Annotated in this window: 3 protein-coding genes; all 3 read left to right on the top strand. The window is 67.9% G+C overall.

From position 1 onward, the window contains the following. The coding region (locus V7050_RS20295; RefSeq protein ID WP_324411180.1) for a hypothetical protein at positions 1-191 on the top strand (191 nt) is incomplete at its 5' end. A gap of 112 nt (positions 192-303) precedes the next feature. Further along, on the top strand, positions 304-1,479 hold the full coding sequence (locus tag V7050_RS20290; RefSeq protein ID WP_324369175.1) for an acetyl-CoA C-acetyltransferase: 1,176 nt from the start codon (positions 304-306) through the stop codon (positions 1,477-1,479). A 26-nt stretch (positions 1,480-1,505) separates the two neighbouring features. After that, a complete protein-coding gene (gene phbB / locus V7050_RS20285) occupies positions 1,506-2,228 on the top strand; it encodes an acetoacetyl-CoA reductase (RefSeq protein WP_324369177.1) in 723 nt (240 codons plus the stop codon). Positions 2,229-2,558 lie beyond the last annotated feature (330 nt).

The raw sequence follows: 2,558 nt of genomic DNA, 5'->3' as shown, positions 1-2,558 counted from the left end.
TGGCCCTGATCTTCAGCGGCCGGGGCGACACGATCGCTCCGCCGGAGATCGCGGAGCCACTCGGCCGGCTGATTCCCGAGGCGCGCATCCTCCGGCCGAGGACCGGCCATGTGGGCATGGTCGTCGGCAGCGCGGCGCGCGCGACGGTGCTGCGGCCGCTTGCGGAGTTCCTGTCCCGGCGTTCCGGTTGAGCGCCGCGGCGCTTTGTGCAACGTGGATCACTCGATGCATCCGCGGCGAATCGTTCGCGGTCGCTCGCAAGGGGGTGCGGGCCCGGAAGGCCCGCGATTGGAGGATTCTGAATTGACCAATGTCGTCATCGCTTCGGCCGCGCGTACCGCTGTCGGCAGTTTCAACGGTGCCTTCGCGAACACGCCGGCGCATGATCTCGGAGCCGCCTCGATCAAGGCCGTGCTCGAGCGTGCGGGCGTCGATGCCGCGGATGTGTCCGAAACGATCCTCGGCCAGGTCCTGACCGCCGCCCAGGGCCAGAATCCGGCGCGTCAGGCCCATATCAAGGCCGGGCTTCCGATCGAGAGCGCCGCCTGGGGCCTGAACCAGGTCTGCGGCTCGGGGCTGCGCGCGGTGGCGCTCGGCGCCCAGCACATCCAGCTCGGCGATTCCGAGGTGGTGGTGGCCGGTGGCCAGGAGAGCATGAGCCTCTCGACCCACGCCGCCCATCTGCGCGCCGGACAGAAGATGGGCGACATGAAGTTCGTCGACACCATGATCAAGGACGGGCTCTGGGACGCCTTCAACGACTATCACATGGGGACCACCGCCGAGAACGTGGCGACCCAGTGGCAGATCACCCGCGAGCAGCAGGACGAATTCGCCGTCGCCAGCCAGAACAAGGCCGAAGCCGCGCAGAAGGCCGGGAAATTCGACGACGAGGTGGTGCCCTTCACGGTCAAGACCCGCAAGGGCGACATCGTGGTCGACAAGGACGAATACATCCGCCACGGCGCGACCATCGACGCCATGGCCAAGCTGCGCCCCGCCTTCTCCAAGGACGGCACGGTGACCGCGGGCAATGCCTCGGGTCTGAACGACGGCGCCGCGGTGACGCTTCTGATGACGGCGGAGAACGCCGAGAAGCGCGGCATCGAGCCCCTGGCCCGGATCGTGAGCTACGCGACCGCCGGTCTCGACCCAAAGATCATGGGCGTCGGGCCGATCTACGCCAGCCGCAAGGCGCTGGCCAAGGCGGGCTGGAAGGTCGAGGATCTCGATCTCATCGAAGCCAACGAGGCCTTTGCGGCCCAGGCTTGCGCGGTCAACAAGGACATGGGCTGGGATCCGTCGATCGTGAACGTGAACGGCGGCGCGATCGCCATCGGCCACCCGATCGGCGCGAGCGGCGCGCGGGTGCTGAACACGCTGCTCTTCGAGATGAAGCGGCGCAACGCCAAGAAGGGCCTCGCGACGCTCTGCATCGGTGGCGGCATGGGCGTGGCGCTCTGCGTCGAGCGGCCGTAGGCGGATTGAAAACAAGGAGGACGAACATGGGACGAGTGGCACTGGTCACGGGGGGCTCGCGCGGCATCGGCGCGGCGATCTCGGAGGCATTGAAGGCGGCGGGATATTCGGTCGCCGCCAATTACGCGGGCAATGACGAGGCGGCGCAGAAGTTCACCGCGGAAACCGGCATCAAGACCTACAAGTGGTCGGTTGCGGATTACGATGCCTGCAAGGCCGGGATCGAGGCGGTCGAGGCGGATCTCGGCCCGGTGGACGTGCTGGTCAACAACGCCGGCATCACGCGGGACGCACCCTTCCACAAGATGACGCCCCAGCAGTGGCGCGAGGTCATCGACACCAACCTCACCGGCGTCTTCAACATGACCCACAACGTCTGGGGCGGGATGCGCGAGCGCAAGTTCGGCCGGATCGTGACCATCTCCTCGATCAACGGCCAGAAGGGTCAGTTTGCCCAGGCGAACTACTCGGCCTCCAAGGCCGGAGACATCGGCTTCTCCCGGGCGCTCGCCCAGGAGGGCGCGCGCAACAACGTCACGGTGAACGTGGTTGCCCCGGGCTATATCGCCACCGACATGGTCATGGCCGTTCCCGAGAAGGTGCGCGAAGCCATCATCGCCCAGATCCCGGTGGGGCGGCTCGGCGAGGCTTCGGAGATCGCCCGCGCCGTGGTCTTCCTCGCCTCCGACGAGGCCGGCTTCGTCACCGGCTCGACGATCAGCGCGAACGGCGGCCAGTTCTTCTCCTGACACCGCCCGGTGGACGGTCGGGCAGGCCCTTCACGGCTGCCCGGCCCCGCCGGCCCCGAGAAAACGCGCGGGACCGCCGAGCCGGTCCCGCAAGGCCACATGCGCTTGCGCCGGTCCCGGGCCGCCGCCGTGGGCGTTGCCCGTGCCGGCACCCGATCCCGGTCACCGCTCCGGACGGGAACAATCTGCCGGGACTCCGAATCCAGGTTTGGCGGGGCGTGAGGAGAGGATGGCGTCGAGGTAGTTGGCGTCCCATCCTGCGATCTTCCTGCGGGACTTGCTGGACCGTTTGTCCGTGGCGGTTCGGACGAGATTGAGGGCGAAGTGTCG

It is taken from the genome of Amaricoccus sp. (assembly GCF_036846665.1).
Lineage (GTDB): Bacteria > Pseudomonadota > Alphaproteobacteria > Rhodobacterales > Rhodobacteraceae > Amaricoccus.
The sequence above is the reverse complement of the archived record's forward strand: the minus strand, read 5'-3'. Positions and strand labels throughout refer to the sequence as shown.